The organism is Kribbella sp. NPDC004875 (assembly GCF_042873375.1).
Taxonomy (GTDB): Bacteria; Actinomycetota; Actinomycetes; order Propionibacteriales; family Kribbellaceae; genus Kribbella.
This window is the reverse complement of sequence record NZ_JBIALI010000002.1, coordinates 1,250,091-1,264,665: the sequence shown is the minus strand read 5'-3', so window position 1 is coordinate 1,264,665 and position 14,575 is coordinate 1,250,091. Positions and strand designations below refer to the sequence as shown.

Annotated in this window: 15 protein-coding genes; 9 read left to right on the top strand and 6 right to left on the bottom strand. The window is 70.3% G+C overall.

Annotation, left to right across the window (positions count from 1 at the left end; all coding sequences use genetic code 11):
- Window positions 1-26 precede the first annotated feature (26 nt).
- From ACFYRH_RS17130 to ACFYRH_RS17110, 5 genes are all read left to right on the top strand, one after another.
- Window positions 27-761 (top strand): class I SAM-dependent methyltransferase, encoded by a 735-nt coding sequence (locus ACFYRH_RS17130; protein ID WP_387775175.1) that lies wholly within the window; start codon window positions 27-29, stop codon window positions 759-761.
- A gap of 104 nt (window positions 762-865) precedes the next feature.
- Window positions 866-1,441, top strand: coding sequence for a dihydrofolate reductase family protein (locus tag ACFYRH_RS17125; RefSeq protein WP_387775172.1), 576 nt, complete (start codon window positions 866-868; stop codon window positions 1,439-1,441).
- Window positions 1,442-1,462: 21 nt separating this feature from the next.
- Window positions 1,463-2,575, top strand: a complete 1,113-nt coding sequence (locus ACFYRH_RS17120) for a hypothetical protein (protein ID WP_387775169.1) — start codon at window positions 1,463-1,465, stop codon at window positions 2,573-2,575.
- On the top strand, window positions 2,565-4,175 hold the full coding sequence (locus ACFYRH_RS17115; protein WP_387775166.1) for a RecQ family ATP-dependent DNA helicase: 1,611 nt from the start codon (window positions 2,565-2,567) through the stop codon (window positions 4,173-4,175). Before ACFYRH_RS17120 ends, ACFYRH_RS17115 begins: the two co-directional genes overlap by 11 nt.
- A complete protein-coding gene (locus ACFYRH_RS17110) occupies window positions 4,172-4,741 on the top strand; it encodes a GNAT family N-acetyltransferase (RefSeq protein WP_387775163.1) in 570 nt (189 codons plus the stop codon). Before ACFYRH_RS17115 ends, ACFYRH_RS17110 begins: the two co-directional genes overlap by 4 nt.
- On the opposite strand, the gene ACFYRH_RS17105 is transcribed toward ACFYRH_RS17110, so the two are convergent.
- From ACFYRH_RS17105 to ACFYRH_RS17095, 3 genes are all read right to left on the bottom strand, one after another.
- Complete coding sequence (locus ACFYRH_RS17105) at window positions 4,738-6,357, bottom strand: alpha-L-arabinofuranosidase C-terminal domain-containing protein (RefSeq protein ID WP_387775160.1); 1,620 nt, start codon at window positions 6,355-6,357, stop codon at window positions 4,738-4,740. The two genes, ACFYRH_RS17110 and ACFYRH_RS17105, sit on opposite strands and share 4 nt — an antisense overlap.
- Window positions 6,358-6,399: 42 nt before the next feature.
- Window positions 6,400-7,521, bottom strand: coding sequence for an ROK family protein (locus tag ACFYRH_RS17100; RefSeq protein ID WP_387775157.1), 1,122 nt, complete (start codon window positions 7,519-7,521; stop codon window positions 6,400-6,402).
- 96 nt (window positions 7,522-7,617) lie between these two features.
- The gene (locus ACFYRH_RS17095) at window positions 7,618-9,333 is read right to left on the bottom strand and encodes a cation:proton antiporter (RefSeq protein ID WP_387775154.1); all 1,716 of its coding nucleotides are present in this window, start codon (window positions 9,331-9,333) and stop codon (window positions 7,618-7,620) included.
- 179 nt (window positions 9,334-9,512) lie between these two features.
- On the opposite strand from ACFYRH_RS17095, the gene ACFYRH_RS17090 reads away from it, so the two are divergent.
- From ACFYRH_RS17090 to ACFYRH_RS17075, 4 genes are all read left to right on the top strand, one after another.
- On the top strand, window positions 9,513-10,145 hold the full coding sequence (locus ACFYRH_RS17090) for a VOC family protein (protein WP_387775151.1): 633 nt from the start codon (window positions 9,513-9,515) through the stop codon (window positions 10,143-10,145).
- Between the two features lie 71 nt (window positions 10,146-10,216).
- Entirely contained in the window at window positions 10,217-10,663 is a 447-nt protein-coding gene (locus ACFYRH_RS17085) for a VOC family protein (protein ID WP_387775149.1), read from the top strand.
- Window positions 10,664-10,729: 66 nt separating this feature from the next.
- Window positions 10,730-11,464, top strand: coding sequence for a helix-turn-helix transcriptional regulator (locus ACFYRH_RS17080; RefSeq protein WP_387775146.1), 735 nt, complete (start codon window positions 10,730-10,732; stop codon window positions 11,462-11,464).
- A gap of 64 nt (window positions 11,465-11,528) precedes the next feature.
- Window positions 11,529-11,912: a VOC family protein gene (locus ACFYRH_RS17075; RefSeq protein ID WP_387775144.1), complete on the top strand. Its 384-nt coding sequence runs from the start codon at window positions 11,529-11,531 to the stop codon at window positions 11,910-11,912.
- Window positions 11,913-11,995: 83 nt separating this feature from the next.
- Here the strand turns inward: ACFYRH_RS17075 and ACFYRH_RS17070 are convergent, their stop codons facing one another.
- The 3 genes from ACFYRH_RS17070 to ACFYRH_RS17060 are packed head-to-tail and all read right to left on the bottom strand — an operon-like array spanning window position 11,996 to window position 14,507.
- Entirely contained in the window at window positions 11,996-13,675 is a 1,680-nt protein-coding gene (locus tag ACFYRH_RS17070; RefSeq protein WP_387775141.1) for a hypothetical protein, read from the bottom strand.
- Between the two features lie 35 nt (window positions 13,676-13,710).
- Entirely contained in the window at window positions 13,711-14,130 is a 420-nt protein-coding gene (locus ACFYRH_RS17065) for a hypothetical protein (protein ID WP_387775138.1), read from the bottom strand.
- The gene (locus ACFYRH_RS17060) at window positions 14,127-14,507 is read right to left on the bottom strand and encodes a cupin domain-containing protein (RefSeq protein WP_387775135.1); all 381 of its coding nucleotides are present in this window, start codon (window positions 14,505-14,507) and stop codon (window positions 14,127-14,129) included. Before ACFYRH_RS17060 ends, ACFYRH_RS17065 begins: the two co-directional genes overlap by 4 nt.
- Between the last annotated feature and the right edge of the window lie 68 nt (window positions 14,508-14,575).

Here is a 14,575-nt window from a genome sequence, read left to right as displayed (position 1 = left end):
AGGCTGCGGGTGCGTAAGCTCTGGCCATGTTCGACTACGACGCCGAGCTGCGGTTCTACCGGGAGCGCTTTCGGGCCGCTTGTGCGGTTCAGGCCGGCGATCGGGTGCTGGACGTCGGCTGTGGGTGCGGGCAGACCACGCGGGACGCTGCGAGCGACGCCGTACGTGGGAGTGTGCTCGGGGTGGACGTCTCGGAGCGGATGCTCGAGTACGCGCGTGGTCGGGCGTCCGAGCGGGTCAGCTATCTGCTCGCCGACGCGGCTACCTACGATTTCGGCGGCGCGTTCGATCTGGTGATCAGCCGGTTCGGGGTGATGTTCTTCGAGGACCTGATCGGCGCCTTCGGCAACCTTCGGCGGGCGTTGCGGCCCGGCGGCCGGTTGGCGTTGCTGGTCTGGCAGCCGCGGGCCGAGAACGAGTGGGCGCGGGTCGTTCCGGAGGTCCTCGGAGGTGAGTTTCGGGACGAGTCGCCGTTCGCGCTCGGCGACCAGGCGGTCACACGACAGATTCTCACCACTGCCGGCTTCGAGGAGCCAACTTTCACGGCAGTACGCGAGCCGATCTACTACGGGCCGGACCCGGAGGCGGCGTACGAGAACGTGCTCCGGCTGCGGGAGCCGCAGGCGCTCCTGGACGAGCTCGGCACTGTGGCGGCGCAGCGGGCGCGGGACGCGTTGCGAGCGACCCTGGCCGATCATGAGACCGATGACGGGGTGCTGTTCGGCGCCGCCGCGTGGCTCGTGCACACCCGGCGGAACTGAGTGACCTGGATCACACCACGATTCTTCGCGGCAGATGTCGAGTGCGCCCCAGACTGCTCGACGCGTAGGCAAAAGCGGCACACGATCGAATCAAGGAGCACCTCATGCGTACCCTCATCACCACCGCGTTCGTCTCTCTGGACGGCGTTGTCGAGGGCCCCGGCGGCGAGCAGGGCTACCGCAACACCGGCTGGACGTTCAAGGACATCCCGTTCGACGAGGCGGCGTACGAGCTGAAGGGCCGTGAGCAGGAGGCGGCGACCGCGCTGCTGCTCGGGCGGGTCAGCTACCAGTCGTTCGCGCCGGTGTGGCCGGGCATGGTCGAGGAGTTCGCGGGCTACAACGCGATGCCGAAGTACGTCGTCTCGACCACCCTGAAGGACAGCGACCTGGTGTCGAACTGGGGCGAGACGCACATTCTCCGCTCCCTCGACGACGTCGCGGCGCTGAAGCAAACCGAGGGCGGCCCGATCATCGTCAACGGCAGCGCCATGCTGAACCGCAACCTGTCCGACGCGGGCCTGATCGACCAGTACAACCTGCTGGTCTTCCCGGTCCTGCTCGGTGCCGGCAAGCGTCTGTTCAGCGACGCCGACCAGGACAAGCTGAACCTGAAGCTGATCGAGAGCGACTCGTACTCCAACGGCATCCAGAAGCTCGTCTACACCGTCCAGCACTGAGCCCTGTACTACCGTTCCTCCATGGGCGTTCTGGGGAGGACCAGGGACGACAACTACATGCCGGAGGACGGCATCCTCGTAGTCCGCGACGTGGGGGCAGGCGCGGCCGGTGACGAGTACGACGGGATCACCGCCGCGCATCCGATCGGGACGCTGGGACGGTCCGGGCGGAGCTGGTTGTACACGGCGGGCGGGGACGGGCCGGCGATCGTCGAACTGCGGGCCTGGGACGGCCCGCCGGCGGTGGACGCCGAGGACTGGACCGATGTCTTCGAGGTTCCGTACGAGAGCGCGACCGGCGTCGTCGCGCTCTCGGGGCTCACCACGGGTCCGGGTGCGGACGGGCTCCGGTTGGGTGATCCCGGCACGTACCGCGTGCGGGCCGCGTATCGGCAGTTGCCGCCCGCGGCGCGACCACCGGTCGACGAGGACGACCTCCAGCCGGAAGGCGTCTGGCAGCTCGACTTCTGGCCCGCCGCCGAATCTCTTGATCCGCCGCGGTGGCTGCGACGACGGCGCGCGCCCGTCAAGAAGCCGGACCCCGGCTGGCGGTCGCTGCTCGGAATGCAGGAAATGGAGGTCGCCGAGGTCGTCGAGTGGGCCGGTCGCTCCGACGGCATGACAGTCGACGACATCAACAGCTGGGGCGCCGAACACTACCGAGGTCCCGACTGGCTCAGTCAGACCTTGGGCCGCGACCTCTCCCGTGAAGGCTGGCCGAACCGCGCCGACATCGCCCGGATGGCCGGTTTACCGGAGCCGACGACCCGCCGCGACCTGCTCCCGGTGTACGTCGCCCTCGAGATCCTGACCTTCGACGGGACTCGGTACGTCGCGGTCGACGACAAACGCATGGCGCAGGACGTACTGCGGCTGCCGGCCGACGTGGCCGAATGGCTGAAGGGCTCCCAGGCGGTCAACCAGTTCACCAGCTTCGCTGCGGACCTCGTCTCCGTCGTGTACTGGGGTGGCCCCGAGCAGACGGTCGCGGGGTTGGCGGAGCGCACGCTCGCGTCGGAGGACGACGTACGACGGACGCTGCAGTACGCCGTCGATCGCAAGCTGCTCGAGGTCGAGTGGCGCACGCCTGACGAGTTGACATTGACCGTGGTTCCGCATCGCCATGTGTTCTGATGTCGCGGGGCTTGCGCGGGAGGTGCTTGGGTACGACGCCTTGCGGCCCGGGCAGGAGGAGGCTGTGCGGGCGGTGCTCGACGGGCGGGACACGCTCGCGGTGCTGGCGACCGGGACCGGGAAGACGGCGATCTATCAGCTTGCGGGGCTCGCGCTCGGTGGGGTGACGATCGTGGTCAGTCCGCTGGTCGCGTTGCAGCGCGATCAGCTGCGAGCGTTGTCGCGGCATCCGGCCGGCGTCGAGGTCGCCGAACTGAACGCGACCGATCACGCGGGGCGGCGGGCCGCGCACGACCTGCTGACCAGCAACCGCCCGGGGTTCGTGTTGCTGTCGCCCGAGCAGTTGACGCACGCCGACGTACTGGAGTTGCTCGCGGCGTCGCGGCCGCGGTTGGTCGCCGTCGACGAGGCGCATCTGGTCAGTGAGTGGGGCGAGGACTTCCGGCCCGACTACCTCCGCCTCGCCACCGCGATCCGCGCGATGGGGCGACCGCCGGTGCTCGCGCTGACGGCGACCGCCGCGCCGCCGGTGCGCAAGGAGATCGTGCACCGTCTCGAGATGACCGACGCGGCGGTCGTCGTCGGCGGCTTCGACCGGCCGAACCTGAACCTCGCCGTCTTCACCTTCGCCGACGACGACACCAAGAACCGGCGCCTGCTCAGCCACGTCCGCTCGTCCCGCGGTCCCGGCATCGTGTACGTCGGAACGCACCGCCACGCCGAGGAGCTCGCGAGCGACCTGCACACCGCCGGCGTGCCCGCGCAGGCGTACCACGCGGGGCTGTCGGCGAAGCAGCGGCGCGAGGTGCAGGACACGTTCCTCGCGGGTGACTGCCAGGTCGTGGTGGCGACGATCGCGTTCGGGATGGGGATCGACAAGCCCGATATCCGGTGGGTGAGCCACGCCGAGGCGCCGTCCTCGATCGACGCGTACTACCAGGAGATCGGGCGCGCCGGCCGCGACGGTGACGCGGCCGACATCGAGCTGTTCTTCCGGCACGCCGACCTCGGTCTGAACCGGTTCTTCGCGTCCGGCGGTGTCACCGAGGAGGACCTCGTCGCGGTCGCGGGCGCCATCCACGAGCACCGGCCTGCCGACGTACCCGCGCTCGCCGAGGCGGCCGGTCTCAGCGCGGCCAGGGTCGAGCGTGCTCTCGGCCGGCTGACCGACGCCAGAGTGGTTGCCATCGGCCACCAGTTCCACCTCGCCCGCGGCGTCGACGTGGACAAGGCGGTCGCGAAGGCGTCGGTCGTCGAGCACGATCGTCGCGAGGTGGCCCGGTCCCGGGTCGAGATGATGGCGACGTACGCGGAGTACGGCGGTTGCCGGCGCGAGTGGTTGCTCAGCTACTTCGGCGAGCAGTACTCCGGCCCGTGCGGCAACTGTGACAACGACCTGGCCGGCCGGACCGCGGCACCACCCGAGGAGCAGCCGTTCCCGGTCGGCAGCCGCGTCGTCCATCGAGCATTCGGCGGCGGTCTGGTCGAGCACTACGACGGCACCTCGATGACGGTGCTGTTCGACCGGGTCGGCTACAAGGAGCTGCGGACCGCGTTCATGATCCACAACGAGCTGCTGAAGGCCGAGGTGCCGCGGTGATCGACGTACGCCCGGCAACCGTTTTCGAAGACGTGCGCGCGGTGATCGGACCGAAGTCGCCGACCGCCACCGTCTGCTTCTGCCTCAGCTACCGGATCCCGTCGAAGCTCAACAACTCGCTGCGCGGCCCGGCCCGCGGCGAGTACGTCGCCGGGTTGTGCGCCGCGACGCCCGCGCCCGGCGTCCTCGCGTACGACGGTGACACGCCCGTCGGCTGGGCCGCGATCGCGCCCCGGGAAGCGACGACGTTCGCCCGGAACCGGAAGATCCCGCACGTCGACGATCTCCCGGTCTGGTCGTTGTGGTGCATCCGCGTCCGTCCAGGCCACCGCGGTCAGGGGATCTCGCACGCCCTGATCGCCGGCGCCGTCGACTTCGCCCGTGCCAACGGCGCTCCGGTCGTCGAGGCCTATCCCCTGGACAACGGCGCCGCCAAGGTCGACCTGACGATGGCGTACGCCGGAATTCGCAAGAACTTCGAGCGCGCCGGTTTCACCAAGGCGGCCGACACCACCTCCACCCTGTCCGGCCATCCCCGGATCTTGATGCGCCTCGACCTGCGTTAGCCGACGTCGAAGGACAGCAGCGTGATGCTGTGCGGCGGGAAGTCGTACGCCGCCTCGTCCAGCTCGACCGTGCCGAGATCCCGAAGAGCGACCTCGTCGGGCGCGCCGAGGCTGTTCGACGCGAGGACGTCGTCGGCCGCCAACTGCTTGACGACGGCCCGCGCCGGCAGTCCTTCCCGGCGACCGTCGAGCGTCAGGCCGGCACGGATCGCGGACGTCCGGTTGCGGTTGATCACCGCGATCCGCACGGACCGGCCGTCCTCGGTCTGCGCCGCGGACACGTCCAGATCCGGGACCGTCGCGGAGCGCGTCTGGAAGTCGCCGCGGTGATCGCGTTCGTCACCCTGCCGTACGGCGGCCAGGCGGCTCGGTGAGCGGACATCGGCGCCGAGCGCGATCGGACCGAGGTGGTTCTGGTAGAGATCCCAGACGTGGTACGTCGCCGCGCGTACCGCACCGCCGGGCCGGGCGACGATCACGCCGTTCGCATTCAGCAGGTTGACCGTGTTGGCCATCGTCACCGGCACCTCACGACCACCCGCGCGATGCAGCGCGTGGAAGACACCGGCGTAGAAGAGGGCGTCGGCCAGCGTCCGCGGGTTCCACCGGTTGACCCGGTGCGCCGGTCCGGTCGCGAGACCGGTGAGGTCGCGCTCGACGGTGCCGCCGTCGTCGGACGGCTGCGGTGCCGGCCAGCTCGCGGGCTCGACGTGCCGGATGTTCCATTCGTCCAGCGCGAGGCCGAGCGGCCGCTCGACCCCGGCGCGAGCGGCGATCCCGCCGACCAGCTCGGAGTACTCGACGATCTGCTGCTCGAAGTAGAGCGACTGGGCAACGATCGCGTCGTACTCGGCAGCGCCGTCGATCAGCTGGGTGGTAGCGCCGTACAGGTGGAACGACAGGTAGTCGATCTGGTTGCCGACGGTACCTAGCACCGCCTCGGTCCAGCCGTCGCGGTCGTCGGTCTTGCCGACCGCGACGAACTTCAGCCCGGGATCGACCGCGTGCATGAACCGCGCGTGCTCCGCGGCGTCGGCGGCGTAGGCGGCCGCGCTGCGGTGGCCCATCTGCCAGGCGCCGTACACCTCGTTGCCGAGTCCCCAGTACTCCACGCCGTACGGCGCCGGGTGGCCGTTGCGCGCCCGCTGCCGGGTGTACTCCGTGTCGCCGCCGTAGTTGGTGTACTCGACCCAGCGCACCGCGTCCTCGACGTCCCGGCAGCTGTGCGCGAGGTACGGCGTGGTGCCGACCTCCGCGCACCACGCCAGGAACTCGTCGGTGCCGAAGTGGTTGTCCTCCTCCGAGCCCCACGCCAGCTCGAGCCGCCGCGGCCGGGAGCCCCGCGGTCCGACGCCGTCCTCCCAGCGGTAAGGCGACGTGAAGTTGCCACCCGGCCAGCGGACGATCGGGAGTCCGAGCTCCTGGCAGAGCTTGATCACGTCCGTGCGCAGACCGTTGCGTACGTCGTCACCGCCGTACGCCAGGTGGGAGCCCTCCTCGAAGACACCGCCCTGGATGTTGCCGAAGAAGGCCGACTCCAGGAAGTGTCCGTAGATCATCGGGTCGATGGGATGGCGGCGGTCGCGCTGGATGTCGATCGTGGCGGCGGGTGTCACGGGTGGGAGCCTCCTGGTCAGATGTGCTCAGTCGGGGTCTGTTCAGTTGGGGGACGTGAGGACGAGGGCGATGCCCCCGCGGGCAGCGGCGTCGGCGCCGAGGGCTGCTCGGGTCACCTTCAGGTTCTTGTGCACCTGCGCGTGGGTGTAGCGGCGGAGTGTGGCGTTGAGCGGGTCGAGCAGGTGGTCGCCGGTGTCGGCGAGTTCGCCGCCGATGATGACGACTTCCGGGTTGAGCGTGTTGCAGGCGGCGGCCAGGACCTCGCCGATCCGAGTGCCGGCCTCGGTCAGCAGGTCGTGCGCCTGCGGACTCTGCGCTTCCAGGAGGTTGCCGCATCGTTCGAGCAGCGTTGCGAGCGCGACGTACCGCTCGAGACATCCGCGGCCGCCACAGGGGCACTCCGGTCCGTCGCGGTCGACGCTGATGTGCCCGAGCTCCCCCGCCGCGCCGGTGGCGCCGGCCAGCAGCCGGCCGCCGAGCACGAGTCCGCCACCGACGCCGTACGAGAGGCGGAGGTAGAGGGCGCTGCCGAAGCCCGCGCCGGCACCCCACAGGGCCTCCGCCAGCGCGGCGAGTCGGGTGTTGTTGTCGAGCTGCACCGGCACCCCGAACCGTTCGCTCACCGCGTCCCGTACTTCGGCGGGCCGGCCGCTCAGCACCAGGTTGCGTCCCGTCGGGACCGGGCCGACCATGCCGACCCCGACTCCGGCCAGCGTGCCAAGCGACAGCTCGTGGCGGCTGGTGAGTTCGTCGACGAGATCGAGGGCGAGCTTCACACGGCGCGGCCACGGCGTACGTTCCGCGCACGGGACGCTGTCGGAGGCGACGATCTCGTGCGCGACGTTGGCGATCGTCACCTGGATCCGCCGGTGCCCGAGATCCAGCCCGAGGGCCAACCCGCCCGCGGCGTTCAGGGTCAGTCGCGACACCGGCCGACCCCGGCCCCGCACGACCGGACCGTCGGTCTCGTCCGGAAACGACTCGGTGACCGCCTGCCGGGCCAGCAAGGACTGGATGATCACCGACAGCGTCGCCCGCGAGAGCCGCGTCTGCTCCGCGAGCTGGGCACGGGTCAAGGCACCTTGCGTCCGCAGCGCCGCGATCACGCGTTGCTCATGCGTCTCCCGCAGCAGCTTCAGCGGCCCAGCCGTCTCCTTACCCACGACAACCGACCCTGGCGCCGCCGAATATTTTTGTCAAGACAATGAATTAAATCGCCGGTCGTCGTCGGCCCGTGCCTTGGTGTCCAACTCAGGACCCTAGGCGGTGCTGAAGCGTTGCTCGACCGTGTCGAGGAAGCGTTCGACCTGGCGGTAGGTGTCGGAGCTGTAGGCGCCGATGCTGCGCTCGGCGCCGAGGGCTTCCCGCATCGCGTCGAGGTAGCGGCGCTGGACGATGCTCATCTGTTCGCGGGTGTCCGCCTTGGTCTCCCGAAGCTCCTGGCTCCCGGAGACCAGGCGGGGCACGATCCGGTCCTTGAGGGTGCTCACCACGACCGGATCGAGATGCTCGCCGTCGACGGTCTGCTCGCTCAGCGGGCCGACTGCGTCGATCGCGGCCTCACCGATCTGCCGCATCAACGCCTGGACGGAGTCCCGTTTCTCCTCCGCGGTCTCGGACGAGAAGTGCATCCGCGCGATCACCCAGGGCAGCGACAGCCCGAACAGCACCAGGGTGATCAGCGCGACGACGAACGCCGCCAGTACGACGGTCGCGCGGTGCGGCGTACCGGCCGGGATGGTCTGGGCGGCGGCGACCGTGACCACGCCGCGCATCCCGGCCCAGGCCAGCACCAGCAGACCGCGGCCGGTGATCGGCTCGCGTTCCTCGAAGTCGACGTCCGCCTGGCTGCGCGCGAGCCGCTTGCGGGCCCAGGCGAGCCGGTTCTCCTCGCGCTCCCCCGACGGCTCCACCGAGTCCAGGTGTTCCTCCATCTGGCTCAGCCTGGCCCGGACCTGGTCGTTGCGGTCACTCGATCCCATCCGGCCCTGCAGCGCGGGCCAGGCCAGCCCGAGGAACCGCAGCGCGATCAGCAGGCCGACCACGAGCAGGACCAGCGTGCTGATCTCCCCGGCCGTCGTCTCGGCGCGGGCGTCGTTGACGAGCTGCGGGAGCTCGTAGCCCATCGCGAGGAAGACGCCGCTCTCCAGGATGAAGCTGATCGTCGTCCAGGTGGTCGCCTGGGTCTGCCGGTCGCGAGCGCTGAACTTCCGGCTACCGAGCGCACCGGTGAGCAGGCCGGCGACGACCACGGCGAGTACGCCGGACGCGTGCGCCTCCTCGGCCGGGAAGTAGGCGAGGAACGGGACGGCGAACGAGATCGTGGTGTTCAGGACCGGGTCGTCGAGCCGCTGCCGGAGCAGGACGGTCAGCAGCCCGACGACGGCCCCGATCAGGATCGCGCCGACGACCGCCCAGGCGAAGTCGAGGACGGTGCGGCCGAGGCTGAAATGGGTGGTGACGGCGAGCGCGGCCACCGCGGTCCGCAGGACCACCAGCGCTGACGCGTCGTTGACCAGACTCTCACCTTCGAGCACGGTCATCAGGCGTGGCGGCAGACCGACCCGGTGGCCGATCGCGGTCGCGGCGACCGCGTCGGTCGGGCTCACGACGGCGCCGAGTGCGGTCGCCAGCGCGAACGGGATGCCGGGGAACAGCGCGTGCACCAGCGCCCCGATCACCAGCGCCGAGACGATCACCATCACGACCGACAACCACGAGATCAGCCCGAAGTTCCGTCGTACGTCGAGCACCGGGAGCTGCACCGCGGACGCGTACAGCAGCGGCGGCAGGACGCCGGCGAGAATGATCTCGGGCTCGATCGGGATCGCCGGCGTACTCGGGAGGTAGCTGGCTCCGATGCCCAGGGCAACCAGCAGCAGCGGCGCCGCGACGCCGGTCCGCCGCGCGAACACCGACGCCGCGATCATGATCGCTAGCCCCGCACCGGCAATCAGAACGAACTGGTGGTCCACGCGACCGCAGTTTAGAGCGTTCCGGCCCTCCGGAGGCCGATAACGGCGCCGATGTCCCCAGGTGGTTCGCGCCGACGGCCCGGGGCCAGGGCACCGACCAGGGATTCCCACTGGTGTAACGGGGGTCGCCGACCGGCAGATTGGTGGTCAACGAACCACGCTGATCCCTGGAGGACGTCATGAGCAGCACCGACCTGAAACTCGAAGCCATCGTGATCCCGGTGACGGACGCCGATCGCTCCAAGGAGTTCTACAGCGGCCTCGGCTGGCGGCTGGACGCGGACTTCGCGTTCGACAACGGTTTCCGTGTCGTGCAGTTCACCCCGCCGGGCTCCCCCGCGTCGGTGCAGTTCGGCACCAGGATCACCTCGGCCCAGCCCGGGACGGCGCAGGGTCTGTACCTCGTTGTCACCGACGTCGAGGCGGCGCGGAACGAGCTGCTCGCGCAGGGCGCCAAGGTGAGCGAGGTCTTCCACCCGGGTGCGCCGGGTGCCCAGTTCGAGGTCGGCGACGGCAGCGGCCGGGTGACCGGGCCGGCGGACGACCGGTCGAGCTACGGCTCGTTCGCGACGTTCAGCGACCCCGACGGCAACACCTGGCTGTTGCAGGAGGTCACCACCCGGCTCCCCAACCGGGTCGACCCCGCGGAGTCGACGTACACCTCCGCCGACGACCTGGAAGGCGCGCTGCGGCGGGCCGCGGCCGCGCACGGGGAGCACGAGGCGCGCACCGGTGAGGCGGACGCGAACTGGCCGGTCTGGTACGCCGCCTACATGGTCGCCGAGCGCACCGGGACCGAACTGCCGCAGTAGCGCGTGTCGAAAACGCCGGCGTGGCTCCGTCCTCGGGTCGGCTGACCGCTGACCGGAGGAGAATCGCGAGCATGGCGATCAAGCGGATGGACCACGTCGGCGTCGCGGTGCACGACCTGAAGGCGGCGATCGCGTTCTTCGAGGAACTCGGGATGGAACACGTCGGCGGCTCGCCGGTCTCCGGCGACTGGGTGGACTCGGTGAACGGTCTGCAGGACGTCCGGCTCGAGATGGCGATGCTCCGGACCCCCGACGGCCACAGCCAGCTCGAGCTGATGCAGTTCGAGAACCCCCCGGCGAGTACGGCGGAACCGTCCGCACCGGCGAACACCATCGGGTACCGCAGCGTCATGTTCGCCGTCGACGACATCCACGACACCGTGGCCCGGCTGGAACCGCACGGCGGCGAACTGATCGGCGAGATCACGCAGTTCGAGTCGATCTTCCTGCTCTGCTACCTCCGCGGCCCGTCCGGCGTCATCGTCGCCCTCGCCGAAGAACTCGACGGGAAGAACTGAGTGGTCTCCTGACGCGACCGTGGCCGGCACGCAAACTTGTCCATGGTCGCGCCTAGCCTGCAAGGCATGAACCGGATCGATCGGCTGTACGCCCTCGCGGAGGAGTTGCGCGCGGCGGGACCGCGGGGGCGTACGGCGCGGCAGTTGGCGGCACGTTTCGAGGTCAGTGTCCGGACCATCGAGCGAGACCTCAGTGCGCTGGGACAGGCCGGCGTACCGCTGGCGACGAAGCAGGGGCGCACCGGTGGGTACTCGGTGGACCGAGCGATGAGCCTGCCGCCGCTCAACTTCACGGCGCGGGAGGCGATGGCGGTCGCGGTCGCCCTCAGCCGCAGCGATCACGTGCTGTTCGCGCGGGACTCACGGACCGCGCTGCAGAAGATCGTCGCCGCGATGCCGCAGCGCGATCTCGACGAGGCGCGGACGGCGGCCGCGAAGGTGCGGTTGCTGGTCCGGCCGGTGCCCGATCCGGACGGCGAGGTGGCCGAGCAGATCTGGCGGGCGGTCCGCGACAACCAGGTGCTGCGGATCGCGTACACCGACGTCGGCGGCGTCGGCACCGAGCGCGAGATCGACCCGCGGCACGTCGTCGTCGGGCCGAACGGGTCGTACCTGACCGCCTGGTGTCACCTGCGTCAGGAGGAGCGCGTCTTCCGGATGGACCGGATCACCCGCGCCGAGCGGACTGCGACCCGGCCACAACGCCCCGCGCCGGCCACCGACCTGCGGGTGGACGGCTACGAGACCAAGCTCCCCGCCGCGGCGCTGCGTCCCGAAGATCTTTTCCCAACTCCGACATAGGGCTGTCGCGAACCGCTGACAGCGTGGGCCTCGTTGCACCAACCAACCTGTGAAGGAGAGACAAATGACTACTCCGGCCCCTGGGACGCTGGCCTGGTTCGAGGTCGCGAGCGACGACCCGGAAGGCACCCAGAAGTTCTACGGCAACCTGTTCGACTGGACGTTCGAGTCGTCCGGCAGCCTCACCAACGGCGGTCTCGACTACCGCAACATCACCGCCTCCGGCGCGGACACCCCGATGGGCGGCGTCTTCGGCACCGGCGGCAAGCTGCCGAACCACGCGGTCTTCTACATCCTGGTCGCCGACATCGACGCCACCTGCGCCGATGCCGAGCAACTCGGTGGCAGCGTGATCAACAAGAGCCCCGCCCGCCCGGGTACGCCGGCCTTCGCCTACCTCCGCGACCCGTCCGGCAACCAGTTCGGCATCTTCACCCCCGCGTCGTAACACCGCCGCCGCGCTCCCCGGACAAGGCGGTCTGGCACGCGCTCTTCGGGGAGGCGGTCGCCCTTCGGGCCGCAGAGCGTCACCTAGCCGGACAGCAGCCAGGCGGGGTGTTCGTCGGGGCGCGGACGGTAGCTGCATTCGGCGCCAGTGCGAATGGCGTCGCGAAGGTGGGTCGCAAGCGCGGGGTCGACGGCCTCGATGTGGGTGATGGCGGTGGCGATCGCTTTCGTGGCGGCGACGCGGGCCCGTTCGGCGGTCGAACCGGTGGCGCGGGAGCGGCCCGCCAGGCCCGCGGCCGAGCTCAGTTCGGCGAGCAGCGCCTCGCGCTCCGCAGTCAGTGACTCGACACGGGCCAGGTCGGACCAGTCGGTCGCCTCGTCGAGTTCGCGGGCGAGCTCGTTCAGGCGTTGGCGGTACGCCGTAGCGGCCCGGTGATCGAGATGCGGCCCCACATCGGGCTGGATCACCGTGGCCGTCCCGCCCGTGACGAGATCGATGGCCGAGACGGTCCGGCCCGGCTCCTCCAAGAGCCGGTGCAGGTAACCGAACCCACGCAACGCACGCATCGGGCGAGCAGCCGCCCCAACCAGCCACAATCCGTCATGGGCAGGGTGGAAGTGCACGACCGTCGACGGCCGGGCAGCTGACGACCGCAGCCGCTCGTGCCACCAGGTCGCACCAAGCTTCAGGTACGTCGCCAGCGCCCGGGAGCGAAGCCGCTCGGCGCGCTCCACGTCACCCGTCAGCGCGGCCGCCCGGGCGAGGGTGTCATCAGTGACCCCGTGGAAGTACACAGCGCCCGCATTCACCACAGCCCTGTTCTCGTACGGCGTGAGCAGGCGGGCCGCCGTACGGACGATGTCCTCGTCGGCGACGACCAGGGCTGCTTCGAGGACGCAGTGCAGATTGAGGAGGTAGTTCACGTCCCGGGGCAGGTTCTCCAGGACGTCCGGGCCGAGCTGGTCGAGGAGGGCTCGGGCTCGGTCGGGGTGTCCGCTCAGCGCCCAGACCGACGCGGCCTCGGCCGCGACTTCGGTGACGCCCTCGTCGTGAGCGAACTTCTCCATCCGCTCGGCGGTCTCGATCGCCCTCGCCCCGTCGCCTGTGTGCAGTGCGGTGTAGCCGCGCATCAGGCCGGTCACCATCCACGCATCCGCGAGCCCGGCTTCGGCGGCCGCGGCCTCGGCCACCTCGATGAGTTCGCGAGCTTCGAGACCGCGGACATGCTCGTACATCCATCGGCGCGAGGCGGCGAAGAACCTGGCGCGTGGCGACTCACCGGCCAGCACTTCGAGCGCTCGCAGCTGACGCTGGATCGTCGGCACCCGGAGGGTCTCCCACCCGACCTGCAGCCCCCACAGATGACCTCGCAGCCGAGCGTCCGGGTCGAGAACGTGCGCCGACACCTCGTCCAGCCGGGCGGCGGTCGCCTGCCGCAACCGCAGCTCGTCCGGCCCCCAATGCGCCGCGAGCACCGCGTCGAGACAGTTCGCGATCAGTTCGGGGTCGCCGGCGCGCTCGGCGTGCGCCAAAGCTTCGTCCGCGAACGGCGCGGCCCGGTCCGCGTGACCGCCGTACACCCAGCAGCGCGCGAGCGCCGCGGCGAGCCGGGCCCGGTCGGCGTCCTCGGTCGTTCGCGCGAGTACGTCGTACAGCTCGGCGGCGAGCCGTCCGGGTTCGGTGCCGAAGACGTGGCCCGCCGCAGCCTCGAGAACCGCCCGGGTTCGCGCCGCCAGCTCGGTGTCACGCCGACTGCTCGCCACACCGATCACGGTACTGCGAACCCGGGGGGTCACCTCTACGGCCGAAGCAGGCCTACCTCGCGGGCGTGTTCGGTCTGCACCGCCTCATCCCAGTCGCCGGTGCAGTAGACCCGCGCCTCGCTGATCTCCCCCGCCGTGTTCACCTCCGCGGCGATCTGCTCGCGGCAGTACCAGTTCTGTCCCTCGTGCCGCCAGCGCTCCTCGAATGCGATCACGAACCCGCCGGCCGTCCGGCTCACCCGCTCGACCCGGACAGCCCCCGGGAACGGGTGCAGCTCCCGCCGGCCGGCGATCGTCGCGGCGCCGGATCCGTACTGCAGCCGCCAGTGCGGCATGCTCACGTCGGTGAAACAGTCCGCCGCGAAGGTCCCCTCCGGCGGCACTCCGGTCTCCAGCCACTCCACCAGCCGCGCCACGGCCACGTCGACCTCGGCCCGCTCCGCGACGCTGGTCACGCTCCCGCTCCCGCCCGCTCGAGGTTGGCGCCGATCACGGCCATGGTCTTCTGCAGCTCGGTGGTCGGGCTGAACTCGACGAGGCTCGTCCCCGCCGTGATCAGCGGCAGATGTCCCGGACCGGCGTAGTACGCGTCACCGGTCCGGTACGTCTCGCTGTGGTCGGCCCACCGGAACGTGATCGCCCCGGCCGTGACGAAGCCCCAGTGCGGGCACTGGCACCGATCGTCGGGCAGGCCGGCGAAGTACTCCGCCGGGTCCCCGTCCAGCGGGTAACTCTCGAACGCCACCGTGTAGTCGTCCAGCTCGGCGTACTTGCCGATCAGCTCCGGGATGTCGATCGCCACCGGCGTGGTGGCAAGGTTCGCACTGGGCATGATGTCCTCCTCCGATTGGTCCTGACACCCGTACGGCGTGACTCCCGGCGGAACGATCGTGACGCGGC